18 protein-coding genes and 1 other annotated feature are annotated in these 15,016 nt (G+C 54.9%); of the genes, 13 read left to right on the top strand and 5 right to left on the bottom strand.

Annotation, left to right across the window (positions count from 1 at the left end):
- Positions 1 to 9 precede the first annotated feature (9 nt).
- Entirely contained in the window at positions 10 to 1,194 is a 1,185-nt protein-coding gene (locus AC1UKS_RS16530; protein ID WP_013201065.1) for an efflux RND transporter periplasmic adaptor subunit, read from the bottom strand.
- A 140-nt stretch (positions 1,195 to 1,334) separates the two neighbouring features.
- Here AC1UKS_RS16530 and acrR point away from each other — a divergent pair, with 140 nt between their 5' ends.
- A complete protein-coding gene (gene acrR, locus AC1UKS_RS16525; protein WP_482434584.1) occupies positions 1,335 to 1,976 on the top strand; it encodes a multidrug efflux transporter transcriptional repressor AcrR in 642 nt (213 codons plus the stop codon).
- On the opposite strand, the gene rsmS is transcribed toward acrR, so the two are convergent.
- The 3 genes from rsmS to priC are packed head-to-tail and all read right to left on the bottom strand — an operon-like array spanning position 1,973 to position 2,981.
- Positions 1,973 to 2,137 carry a pleiotropic regulatory protein RsmS gene (rsmS, locus tag AC1UKS_RS16520; RefSeq protein ID WP_265909918.1) on the bottom strand — a complete coding sequence of 55 codons (165 nt, stop codon included), beginning with the start codon at positions 2,135 to 2,137 and terminating at the stop codon, positions 1,973 to 1,975. The genes acrR and rsmS overlap by 4 nt on opposite strands.
- A 30-nt stretch (positions 2,138 to 2,167) precedes the next feature.
- Positions 2,168 to 2,413: a GlsB/YeaQ/YmgE family stress response membrane protein gene (locus AC1UKS_RS16515; protein WP_053141873.1), complete on the bottom strand. Its 246-nt coding sequence runs from the start codon at positions 2,411 to 2,413 to the stop codon at positions 2,168 to 2,170.
- A 37-nt stretch (positions 2,414 to 2,450) separates the two neighbouring features.
- A complete protein-coding gene (gene priC, locus AC1UKS_RS16510) occupies positions 2,451 to 2,981 on the bottom strand; it encodes a primosomal replication protein (protein WP_265909919.1) in 531 nt (176 codons plus the stop codon).
- Positions 2,982 to 3,047: 66 nt separating this feature from the next.
- Between priC and AC1UKS_RS16505 the strand changes: the two genes are divergently transcribed.
- From AC1UKS_RS16505 to htpG, 6 genes are all read left to right on the top strand, one after another.
- A complete protein-coding gene (locus tag AC1UKS_RS16505; RefSeq protein ID WP_482434583.1) occupies positions 3,048 to 3,425 on the top strand; it encodes a DUF454 family protein in 378 nt (125 codons plus the stop codon).
- 155 nt (positions 3,426 to 3,580) lie between these two features.
- A complete protein-coding gene (apt, locus tag AC1UKS_RS16500) occupies positions 3,581 to 4,132 on the top strand; it encodes an adenine phosphoribosyltransferase (RefSeq protein WP_482434582.1) in 552 nt (183 codons plus the stop codon).
- A gap of 81 nt (positions 4,133 to 4,213) precedes the next feature.
- A complete protein-coding gene (gene dnaX, locus AC1UKS_RS16495; protein ID WP_482437019.1) occupies positions 4,214 to 6,148 on the top strand; it encodes a DNA polymerase III subunit gamma/tau in 1,935 nt (644 codons plus the stop codon).
- Positions 5,490 to 5,551 (top strand) — a sequence feature (DnaX frameshifting element). It overlaps the preceding gene by 62 nt.
- 53 nt (positions 6,149 to 6,201) lie before the next feature.
- Positions 6,202 to 6,531 (top strand): YbaB/EbfC family nucleoid-associated protein, encoded by a 330-nt coding sequence (locus AC1UKS_RS16490; protein ID WP_013201073.1) that lies wholly within the window; start codon positions 6,202 to 6,204, stop codon positions 6,529 to 6,531.
- A complete protein-coding gene (recR, locus tag AC1UKS_RS16485) occupies positions 6,531 to 7,136 on the top strand; it encodes a recombination mediator RecR (protein WP_013201074.1) in 606 nt (201 codons plus the stop codon). Before AC1UKS_RS16490 ends, recR begins: the two co-directional genes overlap by 1 nt.
- A gap of 98 nt (positions 7,137 to 7,234) precedes the next feature.
- On the top strand, positions 7,235 to 9,109 hold the full coding sequence (gene htpG, locus AC1UKS_RS16480) for a molecular chaperone HtpG (protein ID WP_482434581.1): 1,875 nt from the start codon (positions 7,235 to 7,237) through the stop codon (positions 9,107 to 9,109).
- Between the two features lie 66 nt (positions 9,110 to 9,175).
- On the opposite strand, the gene AC1UKS_RS16475 is transcribed toward htpG, so the two are convergent.
- A complete protein-coding gene (locus AC1UKS_RS16475; RefSeq protein WP_482434580.1) occupies positions 9,176 to 10,051 on the bottom strand; it encodes a LysR substrate-binding domain-containing protein in 876 nt (291 codons plus the stop codon).
- Positions 10,052 to 10,255: 204 nt separating this feature from the next.
- Between AC1UKS_RS16475 and AC1UKS_RS16470 the strand changes: the two genes are divergently transcribed.
- From AC1UKS_RS16470 to hemH, 6 genes are all read left to right on the top strand, one after another.
- Entirely contained in the window at positions 10,256 to 10,966 is a 711-nt protein-coding gene (locus tag AC1UKS_RS16470) for a hypothetical protein (RefSeq protein WP_265909922.1), read from the top strand.
- Between the two features lie 55 nt (positions 10,967 to 11,021).
- Positions 11,022 to 11,420, top strand: coding sequence for an NUDIX hydrolase (locus AC1UKS_RS16465; RefSeq protein ID WP_482434579.1), 399 nt, complete (start codon positions 11,022 to 11,024; stop codon positions 11,418 to 11,420).
- On the top strand, positions 11,420 to 12,295 hold the full coding sequence (locus AC1UKS_RS16460) for a DUF6024 family protein (RefSeq protein WP_265909923.1): 876 nt from the start codon (positions 11,420 to 11,422) through the stop codon (positions 12,293 to 12,295). The genes AC1UKS_RS16465 and AC1UKS_RS16460 overlap by 1 nt, the downstream gene beginning before the upstream one ends.
- Position 12,296: 1 nt before the next feature.
- The gene (locus AC1UKS_RS16455; protein ID WP_482434578.1) at positions 12,297 to 13,199 is read left to right on the top strand and encodes a DMT family transporter; all 903 of its coding nucleotides are present in this window, start codon (positions 12,297 to 12,299) and stop codon (positions 13,197 to 13,199) included.
- 93 nt (positions 13,200 to 13,292) lie between these two features.
- On the top strand, positions 13,293 to 13,937 hold the full coding sequence (gene adk / locus AC1UKS_RS16450) for an adenylate kinase (protein ID WP_013201081.1): 645 nt from the start codon (positions 13,293 to 13,295) through the stop codon (positions 13,935 to 13,937).
- 117 nt (positions 13,938 to 14,054) lie between these two features.
- Positions 14,055 to 15,014: a ferrochelatase gene (gene hemH / locus AC1UKS_RS16445; protein ID WP_265909925.1), complete on the top strand. Its 960-nt coding sequence runs from the start codon at positions 14,055 to 14,057 to the stop codon at positions 15,012 to 15,014.
- Positions 15,015 to 15,016 lie beyond the last annotated feature (2 nt).

The raw sequence follows: 15,016 nt of genomic DNA, 5'->3' as shown, positions 1-15,016 counted from the left end.
GGCTCCTGTTTAAGACTTAGGTTGTTCAGATCCAGCCTGTTTGGCTTCATCTGCAGTGACTTCCTGTGGAGTAACCTGAGCGCCAGGTTTGGCTCTCTGCAATCCAACGGTAATCACCTTATCGCCTTCTTTCAGACCACTGGTCACCAGCCATTTATCGCCGATAGCCTGCTCAGCCGTCAGAGTGCGGACTTCTACTTTATTATCTGCACCAATCACCATCGCCGATGCCTGGCCCGTTGGCGTGCGGGTGACCGCCTGCTGAGGCACTAACAGCGCGCTTGGGTTGGTTCCCTCTTCCAGACGGGCACGGACAAACATTCCTGGCAGCAGTGAGTGGTCCGGGTTAGGGAACACGGCACGCAGCGTGATGGAGCCCGTCGTCTCATCAACGGTGACATCAGAGAATTCTAATGTTCCACCCTGAGCGTATTCGCTACCATTTTGCAGAAGAAGTTTGACCTGAGCTTTGCCGTTAGCCTGCTGCAGCTTGCCGGAGTTCAGTTCATCACGCAGGCGCATAAAGTCTTCACTCGACTGTGTGACGTCCACATAGATAGGATCAAGCTGTTGCACGGTAGCCAGTGCGGTGGTTTGCGCGCTCTGAACCAGTGCACCTTCCGTGACGGAAGATTTACCAATGCGACCACTGATAGGGGAGGTTACTTTGGTGTAGGCCAAATTAATACGCGCGGTTTCAACGTTGGCTTTCGCAGCCTGAACGGCAGCTGCCGTCTGACTTTCGGTGGCTTTCGCCGTGTCGTAATCCTGCTGACTGATGTACTTGGTACCCAGCAGCGGCTGATAACGTTTGACGGTCACCGCAGCAATTTGCGCGTTGGCCACAGCCTGCGCTAAATCGCCTTTAGCACTGTCATACGCAGCCTGATAGGTTGCGGGATCGATCTGGTAAAGAGATTGTCCTGCCTTAATGTCGCTCCCTTCCACGAAATTACGTTTCAAAATAATGCCCGAAACCTGTGGGCGAACTTCTGCAATACGGAACGATGAGGTGCGACCTGGAAGGTCGGTGGTGATCTGCAATGGCGCGTTTTTAAGCGTTACAACACCCACTTCGGGTGGTTTTTGCTGTCCGGCCTGCTGCGCTTCTTTGTTATCACATCCTGTCAGCATAATGCTGCCTGAAAGCATCAGAACGGCCGCCAGAGGCGTTAACCCTCTGTTTTTGTTCATAAATAAACCTCGAGTATCCGATTTCGATTGTTCAATGGATCACAAACCCATAAACCCATTGCTGCGTTTAAATTATGGTCGTGGTATGTTACATACATTCGCAAATGTATGTAAGTGCACCCTTTTGTAAAAGTCACCCTATGGCACGAAAAACCAAACAACAGGCGTTAGAAACGCGAAATCACATCATTGATGCGGCAATTGGCAGATTTTCCGAGCATGGCGTATCCAAAACATCACTGGCCGATATCGCGACTGCGGCTGGCGTGACGCGTGGTGCAATTTACTGGCATTTCAAAAACAAAGCTGACTTGCTAAATGAAATCTGGGCACAGTCCGAATCAGGACTGGAAGACTTAGAGCTTGAGTATCAATTAAAATACCCTTCCGATCCACTCTCCGTTATGCGTGCAATGATTACCTATGTCCTTGAAGCCACGGCAAGGGACCAGCGCAGACGCTCACTTCTGGAAATTATTTTTCATAAATGTGAGTTTGTGGGTGAAATGACCACTTTACAGATGATGCAACAAACTCTATATCTTGAGTGTTACGAGAAGATTGAAGAGGTCCTCCGTCAGTGCATTGAAGCTGGCCAACTTCCTGTTGAACTCGACACCCGACGCACCGCGGTCGTGATGCGAGCTTACATCACCGGGATTATGGAAAACTGGCTATTTATGCCGGAAAGCTTTGATTTAGCCGCCGATGCGCCACAGCTGGTTGAAGTATTGATCGACATGCTTCTGCACAGTCCAGCGCTGCGGACCCGTACGCATTAACCTTTTTCAGCCGGCTGTTCAGTCGCTAATTTGGCTTCAAAATCTTTCTGCACAATCGCCAGCGCGGCCAATACCGTTTGCGGTGCGATAGCGTTCTCTTCCAGCAGCATGATCAGATCCACCGCCAGCTTAACTTCTGCAGGCGCATTTTCCAGTGACATAGCAATTTCCTCTGATAGCCGAATAAGGCATTAAATACGCAGTTTTTTTACCAACAGAACCATCAACAGTGCGCCAGCGATGGCAATCAGCAGCGCGCGGGGCTCGATTTCTGACAGCGTGCCGTAGTTAAAGAACACCCCGACGTAACCGCCGATCAGCGCACCAACGACCGCCAGCACCAGCGTTGGGATCAGCCCGCCTGGCCGGCCGGGGAAAAAGCGCCGGGTTAAAAAACCGACCAGCAAGCCGATGATAATCCACGAGAGAAGTCCCATCTTTTTATACCCAGAATGAAATTTTATCCAAGTATAGCTAGTGTTCACGCTTTTCAATGGCCCGCTCGATACGCTTAGTGGCTTGCAGGCAACGTTGGAGACGTCCTTCCTGCGCCGCAATTTCCCGCTGCAGGTTTTGCTGTTGCACCAGCGTTTCGCATTTCGCCAGCTGACTTTCGCGATCGGTAATCATATCCCGCAGCCGCCGCTCGTAATCCTGATGTTTCGCTAACTTTTCGTAGAGATTCTCACTGACCGGTTCAGCAACGGCTTCGCCTTTGCGCAAGGTCTGCGTGGCCAGCTCCCTTTGCAGGGCGCTCATTTGCAGCACCACGCGCTCGGCCAGCCAGGCCACACGCTCGGTGCGCTGGTCGGCAACGCTCTGGTTGAGCATTTTCAGGCTCTCCCTGATCTCCAGCAAATAATCTCCCAGCCGGGTGCTGTGAGAATGAAATAACTGAGCATCAAAACGCGCCTTGGGCGTCCGTTTATTGCGGTGAGGCTCGACGGCTTCAGCCAGCTGCTCCAGCCGGGTGGCTAACTGCTCCAGCATAAGGGCACTTTTCATCTTCGATCTCCAGGCATTGCCCTGATTATGCTAGTCTCACCTCGTGTGAGGGAGGGATGTAGAGCAATGAAGCGGATCATTCTACTGATTATTGGCTGGTTAGCGATGGCGCTGGCGACACTTGGCGTAATTTTACCGTTATTGCCGACTACGCCCTTTCTGTTATTGGCGGCCTGGTGCTTTGCCCGATCCTCTCCACGCTTCCACCACTGGTTGCTGCACCGTTCGCCGTTTGGCCCTTATTTACGCCACTGGCAAAAGCACCGGGCGCTTCCGCCCAAAGCGAAAGGGCGCATGGTGGTGTTTACCGTCATCACCTTTGCGGTTTCTTTGTGGCTGGTCAACATTCTCTGGGTGCGGCTATTGTTAGTCTGTCTGCTCTGCATCCTGATCCTCTTTATGCTCAGGCTCCCGGTTGTTGAGGATCCGCAAGAAAAGCCGTGATTTTGCGGTGTATGGTTGCAATTGCCCGACGGTTTGCATAGATTTGGTCGTTTTCGTGCGTAGCTTCCCCCTGACGTTCTCTTTTTGCCCTGTGACAGAGTGTCAGTGCAGATGAAGCTGCGCGAGTCAGATTTGTATTTACCAGGCATAACACTATGACCGCAACTGCTCAGCAGCTTGAATTCCTTAAAAACAGTATCAAAAGCATCCCGGATTACCCTAAGCCGGGCATTCTGTTTCGTGACGTGACCAGCCTGCTGGAAGATCCCACCGCGTTTGCACTCAGTATTGAGCTGTTGGTTGAACGCTATCGTGACAAGGGGATCACCAAAGTGGTCGGCACTGAAGCCCGTGGCTTCCTGTTCGGCGCGCCGGTGGCGTTGGGTCTGGGTGTCGGCTTTGTTCCCGTGCGTAAGCCGGGAAAACTGCCCCGTAAAACCTTCGCCGAAAGCTATGAACTGGAATACGGCACCGACCAGCTGGAACTGCATTGCGATGCCATCGGCCCTGGCGATACCGTGCTGATGGTTGACGATTTGCTGGCGACCGGTGGCACCATCGAAGCAACGGTGAAACTGATCCGCCGTGCCGGTGGCGAAGTGAAAGATGCCGCTTTCATTATCAATCTGTTCGACCTGAGCGGTGAAGCCCGCCTGAAGGCGATGGGGATCAACTCCTTCAGCCTCGTTAACTTCCCCGGGCACTGATCCCGCAACCTTCAGCCTCGCCGTAAAGGTGGGGCTGTGTTAGCATTACCCTCCGGTTCACTCAACACATCCTGCGAATTAATGAGCTATCAGGTACTGGCCCGCAAGTGGCGTCCACAAGCGTTTACTGATGTCGTCGGTCAGGAGCATGTCCTGACAGCGCTGGCTAATGGCCTGTCGCTCGGCCGCATCCATCACGCTTATCTGTTTTCCGGCACCCGAGGTGTGGGAAAGACCACTATTGCCCGCCTGTTGGCGAAAGGACTGAATTGCGAAACCGGCATTACGGCGACCCCGTGTGGTCAGTGTGATAACTGTCGTGAAATCGAACAGGGGCGTTTCGTTGATCTGATTGAGATCGATGCCGCCTCACGTACCAAAGTTGAAGACACCCGGGACCTGCTGGATAACGTCCAGTACGCCCCGGCGCGTGGCCGCTTCAAAGTTTATCTGATTGATGAAGTGCATATGCTTTCCCGTCACAGCTTCAATGCGCTGTTAAAGACGCTGGAAGAGCCGCCTGAGCACGTCAAATTCCTGCTGGCGACCACCGATCCGCAAAAGCTGCCGGTAACGATTCTGTCGCGCTGCCTGCAGTTCCATCTGAAAGCGCTGGATGTCGAACAGATCCGCGGTCAGCTTCAGCATGTGCTGCAGGAAGAAAAAATTGAGGCTGAGCCGCGTTCGCTCCAGCTATTGGCCCGTGCGGCTGATGGCAGCATGCGTGATGCACTGAGCCTGGCCGATCAGGCGATTGCCATGGGGCAGGGACAGGTCACCACCGTGACGGTCAACGCCATGCTCGGCACGCTGGACGACGAACAGCCGCTGGCGCTGATCGAAGCGCTGGTCAATGCGGAAGGCGAGCAGGTGATGTCGCTGCTGAATCAGGCGGCTTCCCGTGGCGTGGAGTGGGAAGCGCTGCTGGTTGAAATGCTCACCTTGCTGCACCGCGTGGCGATGATCCAGCTGCTGCCATCGGCGCTGGGTGATGATTATGCCGCCGTTGAACAACGCCTGCGTGAGCTGGCCCGCGTGCTGCCGCCGCCCGATGTGCAGCTCTATTATCAGACGCTGCTGGTGGGCCGCAAAGAGCTGCCGCTGGCACCGGATCGCCGTATGGGCGTGGAAATGACGCTGCTGCGTGCGCTGGCTTTTCATCCTAAACAGGTGATTGCGGAGCCGGTCGCGCGTCCGTCAATGATGCCGCAGGCCCAACCTGTGGCACCACAGGCGGCAACGCCAACGCCACCGGCGGCCACCACGCCTGCCCATACCGTGCAGGACGCGGAAGCGCCGGGGAACATGCCGGACACGACTAACCAGCTGCTGCTGGCGCGAACACAGTTGATGCGCCAACAGGGAGCGACCAAACCAAAAAAGGATGAGCCGGCAGCGCAGCGTGCGCGGCCGGCAAGTTCGGCACTGGAGCGGTTGGCTTCAGTTACCGAGCGCGGCCAGAAGCGGCAGCTTGCCGCTGAACCCGCCGCGCCGGTAAAAGAAGAGGCGTATCGCTGGAAGGCGCAGACGCAGGAAGACGCGATCCCCGAGCCAGTTGCCACGCCAAAAGCGTTGCGCACCGCACTGGAGCATGAGAAAACCCCGGAGCTGATGGCCAAACTGGCCGCAGAATCGCTGTTGCGGGACGCCTGGGCGTCAGAGATTGCGCAGTTGACGTTACCGAAGCTGGTGCAGCAAATGGCGCTGAATGCCTGGAAAGAGCAGACGGAGAGCGGCATTTGCCTGCACCTCCGTTCCAGCCAGCGCCACCTCAATTCCCCCTCGGCGCAGAAGGTGCTGACGGAAGCATTAAGTGCCGTCTCCGGTCAGCCGGTTGAACTGACACTGGTAGAAGATGATAATCCCGCGGTGTTAACGCCGCTGGAATGGCGTCAGGCGATTTACGAAGAGAAACTGGCGCAGGCGCGTCAGTCGATTATTGCGGATAATCATATTCAGACGCTGCGTCGGTTCTTCGATGCAGACGTGGATGAAGAGAGCATTCGCCCCCTTTGAAACGCTGCATTATCGCTTTGGCGGTGTGCGGCCCGATCTGAGAGAGAAAAACTATGTTTGGAAAAGGCGGACTGGGTAACCTGATGAAACAGGCCCAGCAAATGCAAGACAAGATGGGCCAGGTTCAGGAAGAGATCGCGGCAATGGAAGTCACCGGTGAATCAGGCGCAGGCCTGGTGAAAGTCACCATCAACGGTGCGCACAACTGCCGTCGCGTTGAAGTCGATCCAAGCCTGTTCGACGATGACAAAGACATGCTGGAAGATCTGGTTGCTGCAGCCTTCAACGATGCGGCACGTCGCATTGCTGAAGTGCAGAAAGAGAAAATGGCCGGTGTGTCTAACGGTATGCAGTTGCCACCTGGCTTCAAGATGCCGTTCTGATGCAGACCAGCCCGCTCCTTGAAAGTTTGATGGAGTCGCTGCGCTGCCTGCCAGGCGTTGGGCCGAAATCGGCCCAGCGTATGGCTTTTCAGCTTTTGCAGCGCGATCGCAGTGGCGGTATGCGTCTGGCTCAGGCGTTGACGCGTGCGATGTCTGAAATTGGTCATTGTTCCGACTGCCGGACCTTTACCGAGCAGGAAATCTGCACCATCTGCGCTAATCCACGTCGTCAGCAAAATGGTCTGATTTGCATCGTGGAAAGCCCGGCCGATATTCATGCCATTGAGCAGACCGGGCAATTTGCCGGCCGCTACTTTGTGCTGATGGGCCACCTTTCACCGCTCGATGGCATTGGTCCCAATGACATTGGTCTGGATCGGCTGGAGCAACGGCTGGAAAAAGAGTCTATTCAGGAAGTTATTCTCGCCACCAACCCCACGGTGGAAGGGGAGGCAACCGCCAACTATATCGCTGAAATGTGCGGGCAGTATGGCGTTGACGCCAGCCGCATCGCCCACGGCGTGCCGGTCGGTGGTGAGCTGGAAATGGTCGATGGCACCACGCTGTCGCACTCTCTGGCCGGACGCCATAAGATTAGATTCTAACCATTCAACGGCACGATCCGTCGTGCCTGCTTGAAATCCTGCCGTTTGCCCCCACTCTACTTCTCAACGTATATCCATCCGTATTAATTGAGGTAGCAATGACCATGAAAGGACAAGAGACGCGTGGCTTCCAGTCAGAGGTAAAACAGCTTCTGCACCTGATGATCCATTCCCTCTATTCAAACAAAGAAATCTTCCTGCGCGAGCTGATCTCCAACGCATCTGATGCCGCTGACAAGCTGCGTTTCCGCGCGCTTTCCACGCCGGATCTCTATCAGGGCGATGGCGACTTGCGCGTACGGGTTTCCGTTGATAAGGACAACCGCACGCTGACGCTGAGCGATAACGGCATCGGTATGACGCGTGACGAAGTCATTGAAAACCTGGGCACCATTGCCAAATCAGGCACCAAATCTTTCCTTGAATCGATGGGTTCCGACCAGGCGAAAGACAGCCAGCTGATCGGTCAGTTCGGTGTCGGTTTCTACTCGGCGTTTATCGTGGCGGACAAGGTCACCGTGCGCACGCGTGCGGCTGGTGCAACCGCTGACGAGGGCGTGTTCTGGGAGTCTGCCGGTGAGGGCGAATACACCCTGGCCGACATCACTAAAGAAGACCGTGGTACGGAAATCACCCTGCATCTGCGTGAAGGTGAAGACGAGTTCCTTGATGCCTGGCGTGTGCGCAGCATCATCAGTAAATATTCTGACCACATCGCGTTGCCGGTAGAAATCGAAAGCCACATCGAAGAAGACGACACCACCAGCTGGGAAAAGATCAACAAAGCCCAGGCGCTGTGGACGCGTAACAAGTCGGAAGTCAGCGAAGACGAATACAAAGAGTTCTACAAGCACGTTTCGCATGACTACGCCGATCCCCTGACCTGGAGCCACAACCGCGTGGAAGGGAAGCAGGAATATACCAGCCTGCTGTATATCCCAACCCAGGCGCCGTTTGATATGTGGAATCGCGACCACAAGCACGGCCTGAAACTGTACGTGCAGCGCGTGTTCATCATGGATGACGCCGAGCAGTTTATGCCGAACTACCTGCGCTTTGTGCGCGGCCTGATAGATTCCAGCGATCTGCCGCTGAACGTCTCCCGTGAGATCCTGCAGGACAGCCGCATTACCCAAAACCTGCGCAACGCGCTGAGCAAGCGTGCGCTGCAGATGCTGGAGAAAGTGGCGAAGGACGACGAAGAGAAATATCAGCAGTTCTGGCAGCAATTCGGTCTGGTGTTGAAAGAAGGCCCGGCTGAAGACAGCGCCAATGGCGAAACCATCGCTAAACTGCTGCGTTTCGCCAGCACCAGCAGCGAAGGTTCTGCGCAGAAGGTGTCGCTGGAAGATTACGTCAGCCGCATGGTCGAAGGTCAGGACAAGATTTACTACATCACGGCCGACAGCTATGCCGCCGCGAAGAGCAGCCCGCACCTGGAGCTGTTCCGTAAAAAAGGCATCGAAGTGCTGCTGCTCTCCGATCGTATCGATGAGTGGATGATGAGCTACCTCACTGAGTTCGATGGCAAACAGTTCCAGTCCGTCAGCAAAGACGATCAGGATCTGAGCAAGCTGGCTGACGAAGAGAGTGAAGAGCAGAAAGAAGCCGAAAAGGCGCTTGAGCCGTTTGTTGAGCGCGTGAAAACGCTGCTGGGCGATCGCGTGAAGGAAGTGCGTCTGACGCACCGTCTGACCGACACGCCGGCTATCGTCACCACTGAAGCCAACGACATGAGCACCCAGATGGCGAAGCTGTTTGCCGCTGCGGGCCAGGCCGTGCCGGAAGTGAAGTATCTGTTTGAGCTGAACCCGGACCATGCGCTGGTGAAACGCACGGCGGAGACGCAGGACGATACGCACTTTGCGGAGTGGGTTGAGCTGCTGCTCGATCAGGCGATGCTGGCTGAACGCGGCACGCTGGAAGATCCGAACCAGTTTATCCGCCGCATGAACCAGCTGCTGCTGGCGTAAGGCATCCTACTGGCACTGTCATCACCAAGGGGCGAAGCGATTCGCCCCTTTTTCTTTTCTGCCGTCCTACCCCACCATGGCCGCTTCTTCTAACAGCCAGCGGCGAAACAGTTCGATCTCCCGCTCTTCCTTGCGTGACGCCTTAACCATCATCCAGGTTGCCCTGTCGACCTCGGCAAAGCCCAGCGGTGCGATCAGCGATCCCTCACGGATCTCTTTTTTCACCAGGATCTGCGGCGTCATAATAATGCCCAACCCGTTTCGGGCGGCCTGGATCGCCAGCGTCAGATTATCAAAGTGTTTTCCTGCCCAGAAATCGCCCCGCGCCCCGGTTTTCTTCGCCCATTCAGCCCAGGCGTGCAGTTTGGTATCGGCATGCAACAGCGGCAGGGTGGAGAAGTCCGTTTCATAGGTAAAGCGGTTGCTGAACGAGGGCGCGCAGACCGGGCCGATATAATCGACGGTGATCAGCGTGGCGGCAATATCGTCCTGCACCAGCTGTTCATGGCTGAGGATCAGCAGGTCGGACTGTTCATTGCGCACCCGCTCAATATCCACATGGGTCTGGAACGTCAGCGCAATATCTTTATGGCGCTCGGTAAAGTGGCTGATCCTCGGGATCAGCCACTGCGCGAGGAAGCTGGGTGCGCAGGAGACGGTCAGGCTGTTCAGGTTTCTGGCACGGATCTTCTCACAGGTGGTTTCGATCTCACGGAAGGTGTGCATACAGCAGACTTTCAGACGCTCGCCATCTGAGGTCAACTGCACCCGACCATTCGCCCGCAAAAACAACGGCTTCCCTAACCACTCTTCCAGCAGTTTTATCTGATGGCTGACCGCACTGTGGGTCACGCTCAGCGACTGCGCCGCCAGACTGAAATTCTGATGCAGCGCGGCCTGATGAAAATAGCGCAAGGCGCGCAGTGAGGGGAGTCCTGACATGAGAGTGCTCTGTGAGAAAAACTAACAGCAAGTGTCTGTTTATATCATTTTAAAGTCCAGTCGGTTTTACATAATCTGATTTCGCAGACAAGGACGTCTCCCCCGAAAGCAGAGCGGCACTGTGTAAGCAGTCGCTCATGAGACGGCCATCTCTGCCCGGATTAGCCCACGATTACATACAACAGCGACGTGAAGGAAAGGAAAATGACAACACAGCATTCCGTAAAAACACAGCTTGTAATGTTTACCGGTGGACGTGATAGCACACTGGCAGCGTGTTATCTGATGTTACAGGGTATCCCTGTGCATCTTTGGTCAGGAAACAGTGGATGTTCACTGCATCGTGGCATTTTATCGCACCGGGTTGATGAGCTGAAAAACCGCTTTGGCGATTTGGTGGTTGACCATACGGTGGCGGATATCAGCGGGGCATTCCGCTCCATCGCCATTGAACACCTGGAAGACGATATCCTCAAATACCGGAAAAACCTGGTGTTATTGGGCGAGAAACTGGCAATCCATGCCCATCTGGTGGATTTCTGTCGACGTAACGACATCAACACCATTAATGATGGCATCACCCATTATCAGATGGAGTTCCCGGAGCAGCGGCAGGTGGCGAAATCGTTCCTGATGGAGATGATGGCGCAGTTTGATATCAACTATCAGTCGCCGATCTATGAATTCGCTCAGTCTGCGGATGACGTGAAATATCGTCTGCTGCAGCTCGGGATTTCCACCAAATCGCTGGAAGGCATCAGCATCTTTGCTGACAGCTTCTCCACCCCCAGCGATGAAGTGATCCTCGCTTATCTGAAAGACAAAACCCCGCTGGCCCTCAACATTGTGCGTTTCCTGTCAGGCGAAACCCTGGCTACCCCGTTGGTGGGTAAAACGACCAGTGCCGCCGCCTGATACGGTCTCTTTCCGCGACGTAACCTTCGGGTTACGTCCTTTTTCGGAGCCTGATATGAAAATTATCGTGAAATGTGCGGCCATTATCATCTGGCAGCGTTCACTGCTGCTGACCCGTAAACGGGGGACCAGCATCTTTATCTCGCCTGGCGGCAAACCGCTGGCCGGGGAAGATCATCTGGCCTGCCTGAAGCGCGAACTGCAGGAAGAGCTGGGTGTGCAGGTGAAAGCGTTCCGGCCTTTTGGCCTGTTTCACGGCCTGGCGGAGTTTGAGGCCACCGCCATTGAGAACCACGTTTATCACGTGGAGATCGCCGGCCAGCCGCGCGCCGGATCGGAAATTGAAGAAATTGCCTGGGTTAACTACCGCAGGCCACCTTGTGAAATTGCGGTGGGTTCGATCTTCCGCGATAACGTTATGCCACTGCTTTATCAGCAAGAGTTGATTAACTAATGGACGCATCCTCCTTATCACCCCATTTACAGACGGTTCACGGCGAGCAATTTTTTAAGCGAGCGCGTATGCAACGAGATGAATTAAGGGAAGAGCTTTCCCGCCTGTATAAGCTGCAGGAGTACGATATTTTCTTCGTCCAGTCCGTGCGTGTGGGTCTGGTGATCCTGTCGCACCTGTTCCATAAGCAGGAGACCACGCTGTGCCTGGCAAAGCATGCGCATTACCAGCCGGTCAGCGAACTGTTCCATCATCCGGCGTCCCAATTTACCGGGCCGGGCAACGTGCCGATCATCACGCACGTCAATCCTTATACCGGCGTGGTGAACAGCCTCGACGACAGTAAAGGCAAAGGCGTGGTGGATGCCTCCCACAGTTTCGCCACTAACCTGCACAGCGAGCTGATTGAAAAGAGTTCGATTTTTGTCGCGCCGATGCACAAACATGCTTCGCTGACCGTCGGTCTGGCGATCATCGCCCTGCGCCCGGAGCATTTCAGTACGCTGATGCGCAGCGAACTGCGTCTGTTTGAAGAATCTACCGCTTCAGCAAAACCGCTGGAAGAAGCGATTGGCAATATTCGCAGCGCCAGCTGGCAGCCCTATAACGTGGCGAAAGTGATGAAGATAGCGCTGAAAGACATCGGCGGGATGGATTTCACCTCGATTAGCCATCCGGCTTTGCCGTTTGCCTGCTTTAACGTGCCGCCGTTAAGCGACGCGCTGCAACAGCAGGTGAAAGCCGCCGGTGCGAGTTACTTTGCCCATTCGAAAACCCTGCGGCTTTCGTGCTGGGAACGGGGCGATGGCAAAAAGGCCGTCGATATGAGTCGCCAGGTTGAACGGGATCTGACTCAGCTTTGGGAGCAGCCATAATATGAAACAGACTCTGCCGCTGAACGGCAATATGATCGGCATCCTGGGCGGAATTATCCTCAGCACCGACTCGGTATTTATCCGCATGATGAATATCGAAGACTCATGGACGATTGTCGCGCTGCGTGGCGTTTTTATGTGGGGGATCTGTCTGCTGGTGTGGGCGCTGTGGGGTAAAAGTCGCAGCACGCTCGGCCAGCCCTGGTTAACCAAAGATAACGTCTTATCAACGCTGTTTTTCTGTATCTCGTCAGCCTGCTTCGTTAATGCGCTGAACCGGGGAAATGTGGCGACGGTGCTGGTGATTATCTCCTCGACGCCGTTTATTTCCGCATTGATCTGTCGGCTGTTCTTTAAGATCAAAAGCGATCGCAGCGTAATGATCGCCGCACTGGCGGGCATTGTCGGGGTGATCATCGTGATGTCTGGCCGTGCGGCAGGCGATCACGCAATCGCCAACGTCTACGCACTGGCTACGGCGGTGTCGATGGCGCTGGCCTTTATCTTCACGTCGCGGGTGAAAGGCGGCACGCTGGGACTGCCGTCTCTCGGAGGATTACTGGCGTCATTGCTGATTGCACTTTGGATGGGCCCGGAACTGAGTGCTAGTCTGAAAACGCTGACTTTTGCGCAATATGGCTGGTCACTGGCGGAAGGCGCGCTGATCATGCCGTTGGCTATGGGTTTGATCACCTTATCGACCCGTTACGTTACCCCGGCAAATGCCGGACTGTTTCTGCTGCTGGAAACGGCGCTTGCCCCGTTATGGATGGCGCTATTCCTCGGGGAAATGCCGACAATTCAGGCAGTTGTTGGTGGCGCCGTGATCGTGACGGCGGTGATTTCGCAAACTATCTGGGCGCGTCGTCATGTTGCGGATGCCCGTTACGCGGACGCAGGTTAGACGCTGCGTTCCTTGTGGATAAAGGGCCATAATGGTATGGTTCCAGGCTTGGATAAATAGATCATTTAAGCGATTCGCAAGGGGATTTACGCAATGCGTATTATTCTGCTCGGTGCACCGGGTGCAGGTAAGGGGACTCAGGCTCAGTTCATTATGGAGAAATACGGTATTCCGCAAATCTCCACGGGTGACATGTTGCGTGCAGCAGTTAAAGCAGGCAGCGAACTGGGTAAACAAGCCAAAGAGATCATGGACGCCGGTAAACTGGTCACCGACGAACTGGTTATTGCGCTGGTCAAAGAGCGTATCGCTCAGGAAGACTGCCGCAACGGTTTCCTGCTAGACGGCTTCCCTCGCACCATTCCTCAGGCTGATGCCATGAAGGACGCGGGTATCAAAGTCGACAACGTGCTGGAATTTGCTGTACCAGACGAACTGATTGTTGAACGTATTGTGGGTCGTCGCGTTCATGCGCCTTCTGGCCGCGTCTATCACGTCAACTTCAATCCACCAAAAGTGGAAGGCAAAGATGACGTGACCGGCGAAGAGCTGACCACGCGTAAAGACGATCAGGAAGAGACCGTGCGTAAGCGTCTGGTCGAATACCATCAGATGACCGCGCCGCTGATTGCTTACTACAGCAAAGAAGCCGCAGAAGGCCACACCGCGTATCACAAAATCGACGGCACCCGTAAAGTGTCTGAAGTCAGCGCAGAGCTGGCTAAAATCCTCGGTTAATTTATCAGGGGCCAGGCCTTGTCTGGCTCCTACTACAGCAATTGGTTTTCCCCCCGCCATTTTCCGCTAGAATAAGTCTCGTTTTCATCACCCAAGATGCCCAGATAAGGAATAATAATGCGGCAAGATAAACCCGGCGTGTTGTTGGTAAACTTAGGCACACCTGATGCACCCACCACGCCTGCTGTAAAACGCTACCTGAAACAATTCCTCAGCGATCCGCGCGTGGTCGATACCCCGCGTTGGCTGTGGTGGCCGATCCTTAACGGTGCGATCCTGCCGATCCGCTCTCCGCGCGTCTCCAAACTGTATGCCTCGGTATGGATGGACGAAGGTTCCCCGCTGATGGTTTACAGCAAGCGTCAGCGTGCTGCGTTGGCAGCCCGACTGGATATGCCGGTCGAACTTGGCATGAGTTACGGCAACCCCAGCCTGAAAAGCGCGCTGGACAGTCTGATGGCGCAGGGCATTAACCGCCTGATCGTCCTGCCGCTCTATCCACAGTTCTCCTGTTCAACCGTTGCCGCGGTTTGGGATGGCATTACCAGCGTGTTTGCTGGTTATCGCAGCTTGCCATCCGTCGACTTTATTCGCGATTATGCCGAACATCCGGCCTACATTGCGGCGCTGAAAGCCTCCGTTGAGCGCTCTTTTGCCACCCACGGCAAACCCGATCTGCTGGTGATGTCTTTCCATGGTATTCCGCAGCGCTTTGCCGATGAAGGCGATGACTACCCTCAACGCTGCCATGACACCTATGATGCGCTGACCGCCTCGCTGGGCCTGACCGATCAGAATGCGATGCTCACCTTCCAGTCCCGCTTTGGCCGTGAACCCTGGCTGATGCCTTACACTGATGAGACGATGAAGTCGCTGCCGGCAAAAGGCATTAAGCATGTACAGATCATGAGCCCGGGCTTCTCTTCAGACTGCCTTGAGACGCTGGAAGAGATCAGCGAGGAGAACAAGGAGTTCTTTATGCACGCGGGCGGCACTAAATTTGAATACATTCCAGCCCTGAACGATGATGAATTGCATATCGATATGATGGTTGAGTTGGTCAACGGGCGGAGATAGCC

It is taken from the genome of Erwinia sp. AK-PDG3-5, assembly GCF_056821705.1.
This window is presented reverse-complemented; position numbering and strand designations above follow the sequence as displayed.

Coding starts and splice junctions, on each gene's coding strand:
- AC1UKS_RS16530 (WP_013201065.1), bottom strand. CDS start 1,194: ATGAACAAAAACAGAGGGTTAACGCCTCTGGCGGCCGTTCTGATGCTT.
- acrR (WP_482434584.1), top strand. CDS start 1,335: ATGGCACGAAAAACCAAACAACAGGCGTTAGAAACGCGAAATCACATC.
- rsmS (WP_265909918.1), bottom strand. CDS start 2,137: ATGTCACTGGAAAATGCGCCTGCAGAAGTTAAGCTGGCGGTGGATCTG.
- AC1UKS_RS16515 (WP_053141873.1), bottom strand. CDS start 2,413: ATGGGACTTCTCTCGTGGATTATCATCGGCTTGCTGGTCGGTTTTTTA.
- priC (WP_265909919.1), bottom strand. CDS start 2,981: ATGAAAAGTGCCCTTATGCTGGAGCAGTTAGCCACCCGGCTGGAGCAG.
- AC1UKS_RS16505 (WP_482434583.1), top strand. CDS start 3,048: ATGAAGCGGATCATTCTACTGATTATTGGCTGGTTAGCGATGGCGCTG.
- apt (WP_482434582.1), top strand. CDS start 3,581: ATGACCGCAACTGCTCAGCAGCTTGAATTCCTTAAAAACAGTATCAAA.
- dnaX (WP_482437019.1), top strand. CDS start 4,214: ATGAGCTATCAGGTACTGGCCCGCAAGTGGCGTCCACAAGCGTTTACT.
- AC1UKS_RS16490 (WP_013201073.1), top strand. CDS start 6,202: ATGTTTGGAAAAGGCGGACTGGGTAACCTGATGAAACAGGCCCAGCAA.
- recR (WP_013201074.1), top strand. CDS start 6,531: ATGCAGACCAGCCCGCTCCTTGAAAGTTTGATGGAGTCGCTGCGCTGC.
- htpG (WP_482434581.1), top strand. CDS start 7,235: ATGACCATGAAAGGACAAGAGACGCGTGGCTTCCAGTCAGAGGTAAAA.
- AC1UKS_RS16475 (WP_482434580.1), bottom strand. CDS start 10,051: ATGTCAGGACTCCCCTCACTGCGCGCCTTGCGCTATTTTCATCAGGCC.
- AC1UKS_RS16470 (WP_265909922.1), top strand. CDS start 10,256: ATGACAACACAGCATTCCGTAAAAACACAGCTTGTAATGTTTACCGGT.
- AC1UKS_RS16465 (WP_482434579.1), top strand. CDS start 11,022: ATGAAAATTATCGTGAAATGTGCGGCCATTATCATCTGGCAGCGTTCA.
- AC1UKS_RS16460 (WP_265909923.1), top strand. CDS start 11,420: ATGGACGCATCCTCCTTATCACCCCATTTACAGACGGTTCACGGCGAG.
- AC1UKS_RS16455 (WP_482434578.1), top strand. CDS start 12,297: ATGAAACAGACTCTGCCGCTGAACGGCAATATGATCGGCATCCTGGGC.
- adk (WP_013201081.1), top strand. CDS start 13,293: ATGCGTATTATTCTGCTCGGTGCACCGGGTGCAGGTAAGGGGACTCAG.
- hemH (WP_265909925.1), top strand. CDS start 14,055: ATGCGGCAAGATAAACCCGGCGTGTTGTTGGTAAACTTAGGCACACCT.